Origin of the sequence: Corynebacterium gottingense (assembly GCF_007559235.1) — a bacterium.
GTDB classification, from domain to species: Bacteria; Actinomycetota; Actinomycetes; order Mycobacteriales; family Mycobacteriaceae; genus Corynebacterium; species Corynebacterium gottingense.
On the sequence record NZ_VMHH01000003.1, the window covers coordinates 250060 to 266955 of the forward strand.

The 16896-nt window shown below is 68.5% G+C and carries 17 protein-coding genes; 8 read left to right on the forward strand and 9 right to left on the reverse strand.

Annotated elements, in window-relative coordinates:
- Positions 1–12 precede the first annotated feature (12 nt).
- Entirely contained in the window at positions 13–597 is a 585-nt protein-coding gene (locus FPH17_RS05830) for a TetR/AcrR family transcriptional regulator (RefSeq protein WP_154879097.1), read from the reverse strand.
- A gap of 228 nt (positions 598–825) precedes the next feature.
- On the opposite strand from FPH17_RS05830, the gene FPH17_RS05835 reads away from it, so the two are divergent.
- Complete coding sequence (locus FPH17_RS05835; protein WP_154879099.1) at positions 826–2148, forward strand: M20/M25/M40 family metallo-hydrolase; 1323 nt, start codon at positions 826–828, stop codon at positions 2146–2148.
- Positions 2149–2198: 50 nt separating this feature from the next.
- Complete coding sequence (locus FPH17_RS05840) at positions 2199–2741, forward strand: hypothetical protein (RefSeq protein WP_095538042.1); 543 nt, start codon at positions 2199–2201, stop codon at positions 2739–2741.
- Here FPH17_RS05840 and FPH17_RS05845 read toward each other — a convergent pair.
- The gene (locus FPH17_RS05845; protein WP_154879101.1) at positions 2738–3913 is read right to left on the reverse strand and encodes an alpha-amylase family protein; all 1176 of its coding nucleotides are present in this window, start codon (positions 3911–3913) and stop codon (positions 2738–2740) included. The genes FPH17_RS05840 and FPH17_RS05845 overlap by 4 nt on opposite strands.
- Positions 3914–4000: 87 nt before the next feature.
- On the opposite strand from FPH17_RS05845, the gene FPH17_RS05850 reads away from it, so the two are divergent.
- A complete protein-coding gene (locus FPH17_RS05850; protein WP_154879103.1) occupies positions 4001–4594 on the forward strand; it encodes a TetR/AcrR family transcriptional regulator in 594 nt (197 codons plus the stop codon).
- A gap of 4 nt (positions 4595–4598) precedes the next feature.
- Here the strand turns inward: FPH17_RS05850 and FPH17_RS05855 are convergent, their stop codons facing one another.
- A complete protein-coding gene (locus tag FPH17_RS05855) occupies positions 4599–6266 on the reverse strand; it encodes a glutaminase (RefSeq protein ID WP_154879105.1) in 1668 nt (555 codons plus the stop codon).
- Positions 6267–6394: 128 nt separating this feature from the next.
- Here FPH17_RS05855 and FPH17_RS05860 point away from each other — a divergent pair, with 128 nt between their 5' ends.
- Genes FPH17_RS05860 through FPH17_RS05870 form a run of 3 tightly spaced genes read left to right on the forward strand, consistent with a single transcriptional unit; the run spans position 6395 to position 8319 of the window.
- Entirely contained in the window at positions 6395–6607 is a 213-nt protein-coding gene (locus FPH17_RS05860) for a helix-turn-helix transcriptional regulator (RefSeq protein WP_070762846.1), read from the forward strand.
- Positions 6608–6611: 4 nt separating this feature from the next.
- The gene (locus FPH17_RS05865) at positions 6612–7094 is read left to right on the forward strand and encodes a hypothetical protein (protein ID WP_154879107.1); all 483 of its coding nucleotides are present in this window, start codon (positions 6612–6614) and stop codon (positions 7092–7094) included.
- Between the two features lie 52 nt (positions 7095–7146).
- Positions 7147–8319, forward strand: coding sequence for a globin domain-containing protein (locus FPH17_RS05870; RefSeq protein ID WP_154879109.1), 1173 nt, complete (start codon positions 7147–7149; stop codon positions 8317–8319).
- Here FPH17_RS05870 and FPH17_RS05875 read toward each other — a convergent pair whose 3' ends face one another.
- Positions 8320–9000 (reverse strand): helix-turn-helix transcriptional regulator, encoded by a 681-nt coding sequence (locus FPH17_RS05875; protein ID WP_095535842.1) that lies wholly within the window; start codon positions 8998–9000, stop codon positions 8320–8322.
- A gap of 96 nt (positions 9001–9096) precedes the next feature.
- On the opposite strand from FPH17_RS05875, the gene FPH17_RS05880 reads away from it, so the two are divergent.
- Together FPH17_RS05880 and FPH17_RS05885 are read left to right on the forward strand one after the other, a co-directional pair.
- Complete coding sequence (locus FPH17_RS05880; RefSeq protein ID WP_154879111.1) at positions 9097–10152, forward strand: hypothetical protein; 1056 nt, start codon at positions 9097–9099, stop codon at positions 10150–10152.
- Entirely contained in the window at positions 10149–11348 is a 1200-nt protein-coding gene (locus FPH17_RS05885; RefSeq protein WP_154879113.1) for a multicopper oxidase domain-containing protein, read from the forward strand. The genes FPH17_RS05880 and FPH17_RS05885 overlap by 4 nt, the downstream gene beginning before the upstream one ends.
- Here FPH17_RS05885 and FPH17_RS05890 read toward each other — a convergent pair.
- The 5 genes from FPH17_RS05890 to FPH17_RS05910 form a co-directional block, all read right to left on the reverse strand.
- Complete coding sequence (locus FPH17_RS05890; RefSeq protein ID WP_154879115.1) at positions 11287–12366, reverse strand: HNH endonuclease signature motif containing protein; 1080 nt, start codon at positions 12364–12366, stop codon at positions 11287–11289. The genes FPH17_RS05885 and FPH17_RS05890 overlap by 62 nt on opposite strands.
- Before the next feature lie 115 nt (positions 12367–12481).
- The gene (locus FPH17_RS05895) at positions 12482–13786 is read right to left on the reverse strand and encodes a copper oxidase (RefSeq protein ID WP_154879117.1); all 1305 of its coding nucleotides are present in this window, start codon (positions 13784–13786) and stop codon (positions 12482–12484) included.
- A 37-nt stretch (positions 13787–13823) separates the two neighbouring features.
- Positions 13824–14354, reverse strand: coding sequence for a TetR/AcrR family transcriptional regulator (locus FPH17_RS05900; RefSeq protein WP_154879118.1), 531 nt, complete (start codon positions 14352–14354; stop codon positions 13824–13826).
- Positions 14344–15729 (reverse strand): MFS transporter, encoded by a 1386-nt coding sequence (locus FPH17_RS05905; protein WP_154879158.1) that lies wholly within the window; start codon positions 15727–15729, stop codon positions 14344–14346. The genes FPH17_RS05900 and FPH17_RS05905 overlap by 11 nt, the downstream gene beginning before the upstream one ends.
- Before the next feature lie 89 nt (positions 15730–15818).
- On the reverse strand, positions 15819–16820 hold the full coding sequence (locus tag FPH17_RS05910) for a S66 family peptidase (RefSeq protein WP_154879120.1): 1002 nt from the start codon (positions 16818–16820) through the stop codon (positions 15819–15821).
- Between the last annotated feature and the right edge of the window lie 76 nt (positions 16821–16896).

Consider the following 16896-nt stretch of genomic DNA (forward strand, 5'->3'; position numbering starts at 1 on the left):
CTTCCTTCGGAGCTAGCTGCCCACGATCGACGCGCGCAAGAGTCCAAGCACGCTATTGGCGTGCTTCGCCGCGTCTTCTGCCGAATCCGCCTCGCGCACCGAGGCAACCAGGAGGCGGAAGGCGCCGGCGCGGAGGAAGTCCTCCACGCCTTCCAGCAGGCTCGGCTCGAGCTCGCCCTGGCGCTCCAGGATCGCGTCCACCACTCCGCGCAGCATCGGCTGCTCCGGGGTAGTAAAGAGCTTGAGGGTATAGGTGAGCGCCGGGCCGCCGACGACGTTGAGCAGCAGGTCGCGCTCCTTGTACATGCCGGCCACGAGACCCTCGATGGCCTGTTCCGGGTCGCCGGTGCGCTCGTAGGTCTTCACGTATTCCTGAAGCAGCGGCCGAATCGTGCGCTCCATGAGCGCGCCGACGACGGCGTCGCGGCCGTCGAAGTGCTCGTAGAACACCTGCCGGCTCATGCCCGCCAGGCCCACGATCGCGGACACCGTGATGTCCTCGGTCTTCTTTTCGCGCTGAAGCGTCTCCGCCGCGTCCAGGAAGGCGTTGCGCGTACGAATCGCCCTCGGGTCCATGCTGCCTTCTCTACGGGCCACCGCTTCCACCTCTTCCCGGGTTTCTGCTCGCCTCGCCCTCAGGATCACTCAGGTTCTGATTTAAATTCTCAGCTTTCCTGATTTCTTCAGTGAGGCCAGGTCTCGCGTTATCCTCAAATATTGCGCCGTACCGTGCGGTTCAGCGCTGCTCAATATCGTTCAGTCTTCACATTAGACCGCAACAGATGTAAATTACCGCATCCGCCAAATTTAAGAAAGTTGATTTGTATGACTTTAGCGGACACTACCGTTACGCTGCTCAAAGAACTCGTCCAAATTTCTTGCGTGAACGATCTCACCCCCGATTCCGGGCAGGAATCCAAGGCCGCAGACGTCCTCGAGCGCTTCTTCGCGGACGCGCCGAACGTGCGCGTCGAGCGCTTCGAGCCCCACCCAGGCCGCACCTCCATCGCGTTTACCATCGAGGGCTCGGACCCCTCCGCCGAGCCGCTCACCCTCCTCGGCCACACCGACGTGGCCCCGGTCGACGAGGCGAAGTGGACCAAGGACCCGTTCGGGGCGCAGATTATCGACGGCCACCTGTACGGCCGCGGCGCCACCGACATGCTCTACATCACCGCCGCGATGGCGGCCACCGTGCGCGACGTGGCCCTGTCCGGCACCCAGCCCACCGGCACCCTCACCTTCGTGGGCTGCGCCGACGAGGAGGCCCGCGGCGGCCTGGGCGTGGGCTGGCTGGCGGAGCACGCACCGGACGCGTTCTCCTGGAAGAACTGCCTGTCCGAGGAAGGCGGCTCCCACCTGCCGGTGCAGGACGGGTCGGATGCGGTGGTCGTCGTTATTGGCGAAAAGGGCGCGGCGCAGCGACGCCTCACCGTGCACGGCGACGCCGGGCACGGCTCCACGCCGCACGGGCGCGAACTGACCATTGCCAAGATTGGCAAGGTGGCCGAGCGCATCGCCGCCCTGACGCCCGAGGTCAGCTCCGCGGAGCCGTGGCCCGGCTACGTGCGCGCCTGGAAGTTCGACCCCGAGACCGAGCAGGCGCTGCTGCGCGGCGAGGGCTACGAGGCGTTCGGCGAGCTGCAGCGCTACTCGCACGCGATGAGCCACCTCACCGTGGCGCCGACGGTCCTGCGCGCGGGCGGCGCGATCAACGTCCTGCCGTCCGAGGCCTCGATCGAGCTGGACATCCGCCAGCTGCCGGGCCAGAGCCAAGAAGACATCGACGACCTGCTGCGCGAGGCGCTCGGCGACCTGGCCGCTGAAGTGGAGATCACCCACCTCATCACCGAGGACGCCACCGTCTCCCCCACCGAGGGCCCGCTTTACGACGCCATCGTGGACACCTTCGCCGAGTTCTTCCCCGAAGCGGCCGTGGTCCCCACGCTCGCCGCGGGCGGCTCCGACCTGCGCTTTGCCCGCCGCAAGGGCGGCGTGGGCTACGGCTTTGCCATGCACAAGCGCGAGAACACGCTGGGTAAGGTGCTCGACCTCCTGCACAGCCACGACGAGTACGTCGACCTGACCGACGTGGAGCTCACGACGCAGGCCTACCGCAGCCTGATCCGCCGCATGGTGAACGCGTAATTTGCGCGCTCCCCTTTCACATGCGTCACATCCGTGACATACTGGCGGTCATGAAACTCCGCTCCCTTGCCATGACCGCCGCCGTCGCGGGCACGCTCGCCGCGGCCCCGGCCGCCGCCCACGCCGACGCGATTGACGACGCCCTTGCCAAGCTCCCCGCCGGCGAAATCTCTTGCGCCCAGGCCGAGAAGTACTGGACCAACGACGCCGACTACAACGCCAAGGTCCGCCAGGCCCAGACCATCGCCCGCTTTGACAGCCGCGGCCCGCAGATCCTCGACGCCCTCGCCCGCGTAGAGAACGCGGCGAACCGCTGCGGCCTCAAGGGCACCAACGGCGGCACCAGCAACGCTGCGCCGGCGCAACCGGCCCAGCCGGCCCAGCCGGCACAGCCCGCGCCGGCCACGCAGCCCGCCCAGCCCGCACCGGCCGCGCAGCAGAACCCCCAGAACGTGATCGTGCTCGCCCCGCAGGGCGCGCCGACCATCGACGTGCCGGTGGCCAACGTCGCGACCGTGCGACTGCCGGACCTGGGCGCGATCGTCCAGCAGCTGCTCGCGCAGTACGCGCAGGGTTCCTCCCTGCCGCGCTAACTCCCCCACTCGTAGAGGACCTCGGCGCCTGCGCGGATGCGCACGCCCGGCGCGGGCTCGAGCCACGCGTCGGTCTGGATCTCCTCGCCGTTTTCGCCACGACTCCGCACGGAGATCGTGGCGTTTTCCTTGTCCAGCACCTCCACGTCGGCGTGGGTGAGCCACTGGTTGCGGCGGCGCACTCCGATCAGCTTCTTGTGTTCCTCGAAGACCCACTGGCCCAGCTCGGAGAGTTCTACTGGGGAGGCTGGGAGGGGAGGGCGGATGGCGTCGTCAGCCGCGAAGCCCTCGCCGCGCACCCCCTCGAAGCCCTGCTCGTCGCCGTAGTAGATGCTGGGCATGCCGGGCAGGCTCATGAGCAGGGCGAGCGCGACGATCTCCCCGTCCTGGCCCACCTTGGAGGCGATGCGGTCGACGTCGTGGTTGCCAATGAAGATGTTGGGCAGCGTCCGCTTAGCAATGTCGCGGTGGCGGCCCAGCGCGTGGTCGAGCTCCCAGAAGTTGGTGTCTGAGATGGAGGACCAGAGCGCCTTCCACAGCTCGTACTGCGTGACGGAGTCGAGCGTGCCCGCCTCGGCGATCTCGGCGTAGTCGCCGTGGATGACCTCGCCGAGGATGCACACGTCGGGGAACTCCTCGCGTACCCGCCCAAGCACTGTGCGCCAGAACTCGGCGGGCACGGAGTAGGCGACGTCGAGGCGCCAGCCTTGGATGCCGCGGCGCAGCCAGTGCAGCATGATGTCGGTTACCGCGTCCTGGACCCTGGGGTCGTCGTGGTGCAGGGTGGCCAGCTCCTCGTGGCCCTCCCAGTCGGTGCCGCCGGCGAGGCCCTCGGCCACCCACGGGTGGGTGCGCGCGACGTGGTTGAACACGCCGTCGAGCATGACCTGGATGCCGCGCTCGTGGCACGCGGCGACGAAGTGGTCGAAGTCGGCGTCGTCGCCAAGCCTGGCGTCGATGCGGAAGTGGTCGAGCGTGTCGTAGCCGTGCGCGACGGACTCGAAAATGGGGCCGAGGAGGATGCCGTTGCAGCCGAGCTCGATGAGGTAGTCCAGCCACGCCTCGAGGCGGGGGAGGCGGTGCGCGGCATCCTTTGCGTCGCGAATGGGGGCACCCGTCGCGCCAAGGGGGTAGACGTGCCACCAGATGGCGTCTACGAGCTGCTGTTTCACGGTATTTCCCTTTCGTCAGCGGACAACGTTCAGAATTATATTGATATTCAATGCATATAAAACTTGTGCGTGTGTACGATGTAGCGCATGACAGAACGCCACACGACGTACGCGCCACAGCGGCGCCTGAGCGTGGAGGAGCGGCGCCAGGAAATTCTCGACGCTGCCACGGAGATCTTCTCCACCACGCCCTACAGCGAGGTCCCCACCCAGCGTATCGCCGATCACTGCGGCGTGTCGCAAGGCTTGGTGTTCCACTACTTCGACTCCAAGGCCGGCCTGTACACCGCCTTCCTCGAGCGCACGGCTATCAACCTGCACAACGCCCAGATCGCCGCGGCCGAGGGGCTCGAGGCCTCCGACACTGAGGAGATCGTGCGCCGCGGGCTGGACATCTACCTCAACTACATCGAGACGCACCCGTTCGTGTGGTCCACCGGCAAGCGCGGCGGCGAGGAGCCGATCGAGGCGATCCACCTGCGCATCGAGCGCCACGACACCTCTGTGCAGACGCTGTGCGACTTCCTCGGCCGCAGTGACGACCGCGCGCGCATCGCCGTCTCGGGGCTCATCGGCTTTATCGACGCCATCGCGCTGGACTGGGTCGACGACGGCTGCCCCGCCGAGCAGCGCGAACTGCTCATCAACGTCGCCTCCGCTGCCTTCCTCGCGGCGCTCTAGCGCGCTACCGCTCGCCGCGGCGCCGGATCAGCGGCTCGAGCCGCTCCTGGATGCGCTCCCGCCACGCCTCCACGGCCTCCTTGTAGCCCTCGCCGTGCGGGTGCATGCCTCGGTGGGTAAACGTGACCTGGGTTTCGCCGTCCTCCTGCTCGCTGTCGCTGAGCTCGAAGATGAGCGAGGTGTCGTCCCAGTCGCGGTCCTCCTTGTCCTTGCCCGTGGTCTCGGTGTGCCAGACCAGGCGGTCGCCCACCTCGGACTCCTCGACGCGGAATTCCGCGTACTGGTCGTCGGTGTCGAAGTGGAACTCGCCGCCCTGCTCGGAGGCCGAGCCCTCGATGTGGTCGACGTGCTCGTCCCACCACTCCTGCGGGGCGGAGATCGCCCGGAAGACCTCGGTGCGCGACCCCGGCACGGTAAAGGTGGTGGAGAAGTCCTTGATGGCGGGGACCTTCGTGCCGTCGGAAAACTCGTAGTCCGGCATCGCGCCGTCGGGGTCGTAGATGCGCACGTCCAGGCCGGTGTCGCGCAGATGGCGCATCCCCTCCTTGATCAGCAGGCGCCCGGCCTTGTTAAAGCTGGTCACGTTGGACACGTCGAGCACCAGCGTGCCGCCCACGATGCGCTCGCTGGCCAGGTCGTGCAGGATGTTCTCCGCGGCGGTGAAGTTGATCATGCCCTGCAGCTCCACCACGGTGCAGTCCTCGCGCCGCTCCACCGACCGAATGCCCGGCGCGGCGTAGAAGTCCGCGCCCATCAGGTTCAGCCCGAGCGAGTCGGACATCTCGCGGAAGATCCGCACCCCGCGCACCGAGTTGCCCTGCTCGTTGAGCCGCGGGCTTAACGACGCCAACCCCAACTGCCCCGGCATCGTCCCAATCAACCCGCCGGCGACGCCGGATTTCGCCGGGATCCCCACGTTGACCATCCACTGCCCCGACCCGTCGTACATGCCGGCCGACGTCATCACCGCCTGCGTGATCCGGCACGAGCCGGCGGACAGGACGCGCTCGCCAGTAATCGGCTGCACGCCGCCGTTGGCCAGCGTCGCCGCCATGGTGGCCAGGTCGCGCACCGTGACCAGCACCGAGCACTGCTGCGTGTACGAGTCGATCGCGTCGTGCGCCTGGTCCTGCACCATGCCGAACTCCCGCAGCAGGTGCGCAATGGCCAGGTTGCGGTGGGCGGTGCCGAGTTCGGACTGGACCAGCGACTCGTCGATACGCAGCTCCCTGCCCGCGAGCTTGGATAAAAACGCCCGGATCTTCTCCACCCGCTCCTCCACCGAGGAGTCGGCGCCGTTGATCATCTGGTTCACCGCGATCGCCCCCGCGTTGATCATGGGGTTGGCGGGGCGGTGCGTGCCCTCCTCCAGCGAGATCGCGTTGAACGCCTCGCCCGACGGCTCCACGCCCACGTACTTGTGCACCTCCGCGGCGCCGAGCTCCTCCAGCGCGAGCGCGTACACGAACGGCTTGGAGATCGACTGGATGGTGAACTCGTAGTCGTCATCGCCCACCGAGTACAGGTTTCCCGAGGTCGTGCACAGCGCCACGCCCAGCTTGTCGGGGTCCGCGGCGGCCAGCTCCTCGATGTAATTGGCGACCTCACCGCTGTCGTCGTCGCGGACGAGCTCAAGGATGCGGTCAAGGTAGGCAGGCACTGGCGTCGGCATGCGCGCCAGTCTAGAGCCTTTCGCTTATCGACGCTCCCCCATTTCCTTTTTGTCTAGTTTCCTTTACATCGTGGCGTGTTTGGTTTATAGTTTGTCGTAGGCGCTTACGAGACACGAAAGGAGCGCTGATGCCAGACACACACGAAAACATGGTCCGCAAATGGCGGCGGTGGCAGGAACTCTCCCAAGCCGACCTCGCCGCGCAGGTGGGAGTGTCCCGCCAGACCATCGCCAACATCGAAAAAGGCAACTACTCCCCCTCCGTCCACCTCGCACTCGACATCGCACACGCCCTCGGCAAGACCGTCGAAGCCCTCTTCGGCGACGAACAGGAAGGATAACCCCATGCTGAAGCAGTACGGCGACAAGAAAGTCGCACTCGCCAACCAAGGCACCGACGACGAATACCAGCAGCAGATCCTCCACCAGTCCAGCACTGTGACCTCGGAGACGCTCATGTACACGACCACGTTCATCATGGCGATCCTCGCCTGGACCTTGCCCAGCGGCGCCGCAATCTACTCGCTGCTGGCCCTGCTGCCCGGCACGCTCGCGCAGACTGCCGGCGCGCTGTGGATGCAGAACTACGCCCCGCGGCCCCGCCCGCCCAAGATGTTCACCCTGTCCACCCTGCCCGTCTTGCTCTTCTTCGCGATCGCCCTCGCCGGCATCGCCTTCACCGACTTCGACGGCGACCGCAGCGGCACCATCGGCATGGTCATCGGCGCACTCATCGGTGGCAGCGCGGCGGCCATCTTCGCCCCGCGCTTCCAGCGCCGCAAGCGCCGCGACGACGAGGAGCGCCTCGCCACGGACCTCGAGGACTAGTTTTGACGGGTACAGTCGGTGTTAATTGTTCAGCGACACGAAAGGACACCGCATGTACCTGCAGGAAAAACCGGACCCGAAGCTCAACTACCTCAGCGAGGAGCACGCCGAGATCATCAAGGCCACGCTCCCGCCGGTGGGTGAGAACATCGAGACCATCACGAAGACGTTCTACAACAAGATGTTCACCGCGCACCCGGAGCTCATCGCCAACACCTTCAACCGCGGCAACCAGAAGCAGGGCGCGCAGCAGAAGGCGCTCGCGGCCTCGGTGGCGACCTTCGCCACCCAGCTCGTGGACCCGAACGCGCCGGACCCGGTCATGATGCTGGACCGCATCGCCCACAAGCACGTCTCGCTGGGCATCCGAAAGGACCAGTACCAGATCGTGCACGACAACCTCATGGCCGCGATCGCGGAGGTGCTCGGCGACGCCGTCACCCCCGAAGTCGCCGAAGCCTGGGACGCCGTCTACTGGCTCATGGCCGACGTGCTGATTAAGCACGAGGCGAAGCTCTACGCCTCCGACGGCGTGACCGACGGCGACGTGTTCCGCCGCGCGGAGGTCACCGCGAAGGAGCAGCTCACTGAGTCCGTCTTCGCGTACACGCTCACCGGCGACTTCACCGCGCCGCGCCCCGGCCAGTACACGTCCGTGGGCGTCACGCTTGACGACGGCGCCCGCCAGCTCCGCCAGTACTCCATCATCGAGGGCGACGAGCACTCCTACCGCATCGCCGTGGAGACCGACGGCGAGGTCTCGACCTTCCTGCGCGACCACGTGGCCATCGGCGACACGGTCGACGCCACCCTCGCCGCCGGCGACCTGGTCCTCCAGGACAGCGACAACCCGGTCGTGCTCATCTCCAGCGGCATCGGCTCCACCCCGATGGTTGGCATCCTGGGCCACCTCTCACGCACCCACTCGGACCGCAAGGTGACCTACCTCCACGCCGACAACTCCGAAGATTCCTGGGCACAGCAGGCCGAGACCCGCGCCCTCGCGGAAGCGCTTGCCGACGCCAACGTCACCGCCACCTTCCGCAGCCAGGACCAGCGCGTCAACATCGCCGAGGCCGACCTCGCTGGCGCGGACGTCTACCTCTGCGGCGGCGCGAACTTCCTCCAGGGCATCCGCGACGACATCGCGGCGCTGCCCGCCGACAAGGCGCCCGCCAACGTCTACTTCGAGCTGTTCAGCCCGAACGACTGGCTGATCAACTAGCTACTCCACCTCGGTGATGCGGGCCCCGCACTCGTGGGGCCGGTCGAACGGCAGAAGTTCCACCTGCATGCGGCCCGCCTTGCCGTCCACGTAGCCGGCGTGCAGCGCGCACACCGCCGGGCTCGGCGCCCTGCCGGGGTCGGTGACAAACGGGCACGCCTTGAGGGAGAGTTCGCGTGAGGTGTCGGTGGCGGCATCGTCGCGAAGCGCTGGGTCGAACCCCATATCTCGCAGGATCCGGGCGACCTTCTCGGTCGCCTCGTCCAGATCCCGCGGCGTGCCGCCGTGCCTCGACGACGCCTCCTTCGCCCACTGCCGCCCCACCTCGCGCGCCCGCTCCAGGTCGTCGCCGGCGATCGCGGTGGCCAGCATGTCAACCAGCTCGACGTACTCGCTGGTCACGTCCGCGTTCCGCGCCACGCGCGCGGTAAAGATGTGCGACGGCCGCCCCCGCCCGGTCGTGCGCGCCTGCCTGCGCACCACGAGCCCGTGGGCGATGAGCTCGTCAAGGTGCCCGCGGACCGTGTTGATGTGCATGCCCAGTTCCTTCGCCAGCTCCGTCACCTGCGCGCCCTGCGGGAACTGCTGCAGCGCGCCGAAGACCTCGCGCTGCTTCGCGCTCAGCTCCGCGGCCGCGGTGGTGAGATCGGAAGTGGGGCGCGGCGTCCGGTGTCGGTCCATGCTTCGCACCTTTCTTGGACAGTTGCGTGCGTTCATTATATGAACCACGCCCTGACCGCCTTGTTTGACCCCTCCCAGCTTAGTACGATTATTACTGTGCAAAAAGTAGTGGGCGTGCTCGTGGCATGCTGGGCCGCCGTCTCGCTCGCGGCTGCGCTCGCCGGCGCGTCGCGCTGGACGGTGATCCACCCGCTCACGCTCGGCGTGGTCACGACCGCCATCCAGGCCTACTCCACCCACTTCGCCGACGCGCTCACGCGCACCGCCTCCCGCCCCGCCGGGCTGGCCGTGCGCATCGCGGCGGTCAACCTGGCGCTCGTCGCGCTGCTGCTGGGCGCGCCGCGGGCCATTCCGGCCGCCGTCGCTGCGGCCGCGCTGTGCTGGCACGGGGTGTCCATCGCCCGCAAGCTGCGCCGCGGCCTCACCAGCCCGTTCGCCAGCACCGCCCGCTGCTACGTCGTCGCCGCCGCGTTCTTCACCCTCGCCGCCGCCGTCGCCGTGGGGTCGCGGCACGTGGGGCCCTCGCTTATCGACGCCACCATCGCCGCCCACTCCCGCCTCGCCGTCTGGGGCTTCGCGTGGACCACCATCGCCGGCACCGCCATCACCCTGCTCCCCACCATGACGGGCAACCGGGCCTCCGCCACCGCCCGCGCCCGCCTCCCCCGAGCGCTGCTCGCCCACTGCATCGCGCTGCCGGCCGCAGCCGCCGCGGCTCTGGCCAGCCCGCAGCTCGCCGCGGTGGCGCTCGCGGTGTGCGCGCTCGCGTGGTCCTACGCGCTGCAGCCCGTCCTCGCCGGCGCGCTGTTCACGCCCGGGCTGTCGGCCCCCGCGGTGAGCGTCGCCGCCGGGCTGCTGTGGCTGCTCGGCGCCATGTTTGCCGACGCCGCAACACTCGCCACCGGCGCCGTCCGCTTCCCCGCAAACCTGCTCACGTTCCTCCTCGCCGCCGGGCTCGCCCAGGTCATCGCGGGCGCGATCGGCCACCTGCTGCCGGTCCTTGCCCGCGGCACGCGCGAGCCCGACAACGGCTTCATCAAAGTCGGCGTGGTCAACGGCGGCGCGCTCGTCGCCCTGGTCAGCCCGCGGATCGGGCTTGCCATACTGGGAGTAGGGCTCGCGCTCCACGCAAGAAAGGTAGCTGTCCCATGAAACGAACCGAATCCCTGGCCTGGGGGCTCATCGCCCTCGTGGTCGCCGTCGTCGTCGGGCTCACGCTCGCGTTCAGCGGCTCAGACACGCCCAGCACGCAGGCGGTGAGCAGCGAGGACGCCACCACCGTCGACGTGGACATCCAGGGCATGTCGTTCGTCCCCGCGAGCGTCGCGGTGGAGCCTGGCACCCGGCTGGTCCTCAACATCACCAACTCGGACACACAGCAGCACGACCTGAAGCTCGGCGGCGAGCACAGCGGCCGCATCGACCCCGGCGAGACCGTCACCCACGACTTCGGCGTCTTCACCGAGGACACCCAGGGCTGGTGCACGATCGCGGGCCACAAAGCCATGGGCATGACCTTTGATGTGGTGACGAGCGGGAAGGGGGAAGAGGAGGCGTCGATAGGCACTGCCCGCGACGCCACGCTGCAGCCCGCGAGCGGCGAACTCCACGAGGAGACCTGGGTGGTACACGACGACGGCGACTCCTGGACCTTCGCCGACCAAGCGCCCGGTCCGACGCTGCGCGGCAAGGTGGGCGACCGGTTCCGCATCACCGTGGAAAACCACGGGCAGATGAGCCACTCGATCGACTTCCACGCCGGCGAAGTCAGCCCCGACGAGGTGATGCGCGAGATCCCGCCGGGCGACAAGGTGGTCTACGAGTTCACCGCGCGGCGCTCCGGCATCTGGATGTACCACTGCGGCACGATGCCGATGAGCCTGCACATTGCGAAGGGGATGGCCGGCGCCCTCATCATCGACCCGCCGGACCTCAGCCCCGTCGACGCGGAGTACGCGCTGGTCGCGCACGAGATCTACCACGACGACGACAGCATCCCCGCCGGAAACTACGACGCCCCCGCGTTCAACGGCACGCCGAACCAGTACGTCGAGCACCCGATTGAGGCGCACGTCGGCGACACGGTCCGCGTCTGGGTCCTCGACGTCGGGCCCGACAACCCGGTCAGCTTCCACGTCGTCGGAGAAATCTTCGACACCGTGTACAAGGAAGGCGCCTATTCGCTTCGCGACGCCCACGACACCGGCTCCCAGGCCCTCGACCTCCTCGCCGCACAGGGCGGGTTCGTGGAGTTCACCTTCGACGAGCCGGGCACCTACAGCTTTGTCAACCACCAGATGACGGATGCGGAGAAGGGCCAGCGCGGCCAGTTTGTGGTCCGTCCGTGACCGTGCGGTGCGGCGCGCGGGCCACGTGGTCCGCGCCGGTGGGTGTGACGCTTCCCGACGGCGAGACGTACACAATCCGCCCGCCCCGCCGCTCCGTTCGCCCGCGGGAGGCGCGGCCCGCCTGGTAGTTGTGGTACCGGCACAGCCAGCCCAGGTTGTGGACCGCGGTCTCGCCGCCGTGCTGGTGCTCGGTCATGTGGTGGGCGTCGCAGCGCGAGGCCGGCACGTCGCAGTCCTTCCACGTGCACGTCGCTGAGTCCGCAAGCATCATCTCGCGGTGCTTCGGCGTGGCCAGGCGCATGTCGTAGGCGTTGACGGGCCCGTCCATCGCGCCGACGAGGATGATGTGCCCGAACTGCGAGAGCCGCTGCCGCACGAACTCCTCGCCGGACATGACCACCCCGTTGGCGAAGCGGACCTGCACGTCGTCGCCGGCGCCGGAGACGATCCGGACGTAGTCGCCAAGGTCCAGGTTCACGCTGAGCTTGAGCAGGTAGTCGGCCCGCGGGCAGTCCTGGTCGAGCCAGGCGGCGACGTCGTTCTTCGCGGCGTCGTAGGCCGCCTGCACGTCCAGCGCGGGGCCGGTCACGCGCAGGGTGGCCTGGCCGTCGCCGTGGTGGGTGACGCGCGCGCACGCGGTGCGCGGCGCGCGCGGCTGCAGCTCCTCCTTCAGCTCCGTCGCGCGCTTCCGGATCAGCGACAGGTCCCCCGGCGTGTTGCACAGCGTGTCGATGTAGCGCCACCGCTTCGTCGCGTCCTTGATCCCGTTCGCCGTGCGCGCGATGTACGCGAGCGTCTCGATCCGGTGCCCGTGCTCCCGCGCCCCGTCGTGCGCGCGCTGCTGGTAGCGCGAGTGGGACGTCCGGCCGCACAGCGTGCGCGCCGCCGCGACCAGCTGCTTCGCGCGGTCGTACTGGACCCCCTCGTCGCGCACCTCGCGGGCAGACTTGCCCGCCGCAGCGGCGACGAAGTCGAAACTGCTGCGGTCAAACCGGGCGAGCTGTGCGAGTGCGTTCATGGCAGCAACAATATCCGAAACGGCAGCGAAAATGGGGAAATGTGAGAAGTCCCCCAGTTCCCGCAAAAATGGAACCGGGGGCCGGGTTGCTGCGTCTAATACGGTTTGGGGTTTTTCAGCTCAGCACGGCGATGAGCACGCCCAACACGACGAGCGCGGCGGCGGATTGGGTGGTGGGGTGTTGGGTGGGTGTGGCGTCGATAAGCGAATCCTTGCCCTTGAGCACCCCAACCTGCGCGCGGATCGCGCGGCCCATGAGCGGCAAAAACGCGACGAGCACGCCGAAGCAGAGGACGCTCATCGCCACGCGCAGCCACGAATTGTCCGTGGCCAGCCAGCACGCGAGCGAGCCGTTAAACAAGACGACGCGGAAGAACGCGGAGCGCGACAGCTCCGCGAGCCCGGCGCGGACTGCGCGCGGCCCGCCGCCCATCGTCGTGGGCAGCAGGTAGCTCATCGTGCCGATCAGGAGCTGGGCGGCGAAGCCGAGCATGAGCGCGAGCGTCGGCAGGTCCGGCGTGGTGAGGCGGACGGCGAACCAGATGAGCGTGACGATCAGCCAGATCAGCGACGCGAAGACGCTCAGGCCGGCGTAGGTGACGCGGCCGCGGGGGTCGCGAAGCACGTCGAGGACGTTGACCAGGAAGCCGTGGAACGTCCACAGCCACGCGGCGACGTACAGGCCCGTGCCCGCGCTGGCCAGGAGGTCCAGCCCCGCGAGCGCGCCGCAGCTGGCCACGATCACGCCCGCGACCGCCAGCGGCACCGAGACCCCCGCCCGGTCGTGCATCCCATTGACGCGCCACATGCTGGGGAATAGCACGGTCAGCGACGCCAGCGCCGCCAGCCCTACGAACCCGCCGACGTTGGTGACCAGGTGCGCGAGCCGGACGCGCTCCTGCCAGTCGCCGGGCAGCCCGAACGACAGCGCGGAGCCGAACGCCACGCCGACGGGCAAAAACACCGCGCTGGCCACGTAGCCGAGCACCACCGGCCGGAGCCGCTTGTCGCGCCCGGCGCGCCGTACCTGCGCGTACAGCTGCCACGAGTGCCAGCCCAGCACTCCCGCGACGAGCGCGGCGCCGACCCAGGTCAGCGCGTAGTGCCCGCGCCACCACCTGGCGAGGAACTGCCCCACCAGCACGCACACGACGCCCGCATTGAGCGCCCAGGTGCGGCGCAGCTGCGCGGGCCGGGCGCTGTCGGGGAGCCGCTGCTGCAGGAACCGTTCGGTGAGGTTTTGCGACCACAGCACCACCGAGTTGGTCAGAATGCCCAGCGTGAACACGTGGATGAGCAGCCACCGCGGCTCGGGCACGAGCGGGTGCGCAAGCCCGATCACGATGAACACGACCATCCAGACCATCACCGGCCTGGACGCGCGCCGGTGCCAGGCGTGCGGGCTCCATTTCTTCGGCATGGCACTAACCTAACATTTACTCCAACTAAAGTTGTATTTAATTGAGGAGCTGGAGCAGCTTCTCGACGATCACCGCCCGGTTCCCCTCCGCCAGCGGCCTCGCGTAGATGTGGTCGTGCGCCCAGAGCCCCGACGCCAGCACCGACGCCGCCAGGAGGTCCGGGTCCGTGGCCGTGTCGTCGGGGCGCGGCAGCCACCGGTCCTCCACCTCCAGCCACGGGCGCGTGTAGTCGGGGTGGGTGTGGGCGTGGAGGGTGACCAGTAGCTCGGCGAGCGGCTCGTGCTCGCTCATAGTCACCAGCATCGCCCGGTAGCGCTCGCGCGGCACGAGGTCGGCGGCATCCCCGCCGGCGCGGGCGCGCACCTTGTCCTCCCACAGGCCCGCGGTGTACTCGTGCAGCCCGACGAGGAGCTCGTGGCGCGACGGGAAGTGGTAGAGCAGGCCGGACTTGGACAGGTCCGTCTCGGCGGCGAGCCGGTCGTAGGTGACCGCCTCGATGCCGCCCGGTCCAGCGACGATGGCGTAGGCGGCGCGCAGGATCTCGGCGCGCTTGCTTTTACGCGGCATGGAGTTCTCCAGACTTCGGGTTGTCGCGGAAGCACCACCAAGTCGCTGCGGCGAACGCCAGGGCCGCGGCGGCGAGGAGGAGCAGGACCGCGTGGTAGGCGTCCGCGTAGGCGGTGGCGGCTGTGGGGCTGGGTGGGCCGCTATACAGCGCCTCCATGCCCTGCGGGAAGCGGCGCTCGAGCCACAGCGGGAGGAGCGAGCCGGTGACGGCGACGGTGAGCAGGGTGCCGAACTCGTACGAGACCTCCTCGACGCCCGCGGCCATGCCCGAGCGGTGCGGCGGCGCGGCGCCGAGGATGGCGATCGAGCTCACCGACATCACCGAGCCGGCGGAGAACCCGAGGAGGATGAGCGCGGCGAGCTCGAGGGCGAGGCCGTCGGCGGAGTCGCCGGCGATGAGCAGCGCGGTGCCCGCCGCCGCGCCAAGGAAGCCGCCGCCGATGAGCGGGAGGAAGCCGATGCGGTGCAGGTTCGCGCCGCCGACCACGGAGGCGGGGATCGCCGCGACGGCCATCGCCGTGATCACCGCGCCCGCGTGCAGCGGGGAAAAACCGCTGACCAGCTGCAGTTTCTGCGAGGTCATCAGCTCCACGCCCGCGAGGACGAACATCGCGCCGGCCGCCGCGACGACGCCGCCGGAGAACAGGCGGGACCGGAAGATGTCGAAGGTGAGCAGCGGGTCCGCCAGCCGGCGCTGCCGGCGCGCGAACAGCCAGCCCGCGAGCAGGCACACGACGACCGCGCCCCCGACCAGCGTCGCCGAGCGGTCCGGGTTGGCCACTCCCTTGATGGTCATGGTCAGGCCGGAGAGCGCGAACAGGGCGTAGATGGAGGAGATGATGTCCCAGTGCTTCGCCGGGTTGGGCACGTTCTCCGGCGCGAGGGCGAACGTGGCGATGAGCGCGACGACCACGATCGGCACGTTGATGAGGAAGACGGAGCCCCACCAGAAGTGTTCGAGCAGCGCGCCGCCGACCAGGGGGCCGAGCGCGGCACCGACGACCGCGACGGAGGCCCAGATGCCGATGGCGGTGTTGCGCTCCCGCTCGTTGGGGAAGGTGAGGCGGATCAGCGCGAGCGTGGCGGGCATCATCACTGCGGCGCCGAAGCCGAGGAGGCCGCGCGCCGCGACGAGCCACCACGCGCCCGGCGCGAACGCCGCGGCCAGCGACGCCACCCCGAAGATGCCCAGGCCGATGAGCCACATGAGACGGTGGCCGATTTTGTCGCCAAGCGTGCCGGTGCCCAGCAGCAGCCCGGAGAGCACCAGCGGGTACGCGTTAATGATCCACAGGGACTGCGCGGGCGTGGCGTGCAGCTGAGCGCTCAAGGCCGGCAGCGCGGTGTACAGGATCGAATTGTCCAGGCCGATCATGAGCAGGCCCGTGGAGACGACGGCGAAGAAGGTCCAGCGTTGGGCGGAGGCGGAATGTGTCACGCGCCGAAACTGTAATGACCGTCCGTTTAGGTTTCAAGGCGGGGGAAGCGTATGGAGGCGTCGTCAAGCACCTGCACCTGCGCCTCCCCGCCCACGGGGAACGTGAGCAGCGGGTTCGTGTGGCCGAAGCTCGCGTTGGCCACCACGGGCTTGCCTTCCAGCTCGGGGATCGACGCGATCGTTTCCTCGAGCATCGCACGCGTGACGCGGCTGGCGGTTTGGAAGCGGCCAATCACCACGCCCTCGATGCCCTCGCCGTCCGGCATCTGCAGCAGCGCGACCAGCTCGCGACGGAAATCCATCACGCTGTACTTGCCCGTCACCTCGGCGAAGAGGATGGCGCGTTCGAGCGAAGGCATGAACTCGGTGCCGGCGAGCAGGCCGAGCGTGCCCAGGTTCGCGCCGAGGGCCACACCGTGCGCCGTGCCGGCCTGGATGGGCCACCAGCCGTCGTCGGGTTCGCGGGCGCGGCCGTCCTGGTTGATAAACCAGTCGTCATCGGTGAACCAGTCGCCGGTCTCCCACTCGATGGGGTCCAGGCTGAACGCAGCGTGCTGGAACGCGGCGCGCGTGACCTCGGAGTGGTCGCGCATGCCCAGCGTGGACCAGTGCGGGCCGATGTAGGTGGCCACGCCGGTGCGCGCGTAGACCGCGTTGGCGATGGCGGAGATGTCCGAGTTGCCGCACATGAACTTCGGGTTCGCCGCGATGAGGTCGAAATCCAGGTGTGGCAGGACCTCATTACTGGTAAACCCGCCGATCACGCTCATGATGCCCGCAACCTCGGGGTCCGCAAACGCGTCGTGCAGGTCCGCGGCGCGCGATTCCGCCGAGGACGACCAGAACATGTCCGATTCGCGCACGTTGTCGCCGAAGGTCACGCTGATGCCCAGTGTTGCCAGGCGCTCGTTCGCAAGCTTTTCGACGAAGCGCCCCGCCTCCCCCTGCTCCACGTAGGTCAACGAACGCGACGGGGCGACAACGCGGATGGTGTCGCCTGCCTGCAGGGGGCGCGGGTAGGTAGTCATTGTTCTGACATTACGGGCTCGGGGCCGAAAAGTGTGTCCGGAATCGCCACACATGCAAGAAGGCCCCGCTTTCGCG